The sequence below is a fragment of the Flavobacterium xizangense genome (assembly GCF_054075145.1).
Genome location: NZ_JBSIPG010000251.1, coordinates 1 through 246 on the forward strand (window position 1 = coordinate 1; position 246 = coordinate 246).

Annotated in this window: 1 protein-coding gene; it reads right to left on the reverse strand. The window is 39.0% G+C overall.

Annotation, left to right across the window (positions count from 1 at the left end; all coding sequences use genetic code 11):
- Positions 1-182, reverse strand: a 182-nt coding sequence (locus ACWA1B_RS23320; protein ID WP_456911057.1) for a hydroxyethylthiazole kinase, incomplete at its 3' end; no start/stop codon positions are given.
- Positions 183-246 lie beyond the last annotated feature (64 nt).

A 246-nucleotide genomic window follows, 5' to 3' on the forward strand; every position in this document is an offset into this window, starting at 1 on the left:
GTAAAGCTTTCTGCTTCATAAGGATTATCAATCATCGCAGGCGAAGCACCAGATGCGAGTAATACATTGGCCGTATAGTTTGTAGCAACGCTATTGGTAATACATTGTACAAGAGGCGTTTTGGCTTGCATGTTCTGCCAAGCTTCAATGACCTGTTCAATCAAACTAGATGTCGATGTCATATTATTATCCCTAGTAAGCCAAAGTGATTATAAATTTAGTGGGTAAAATAGTGGTCTTGATGCT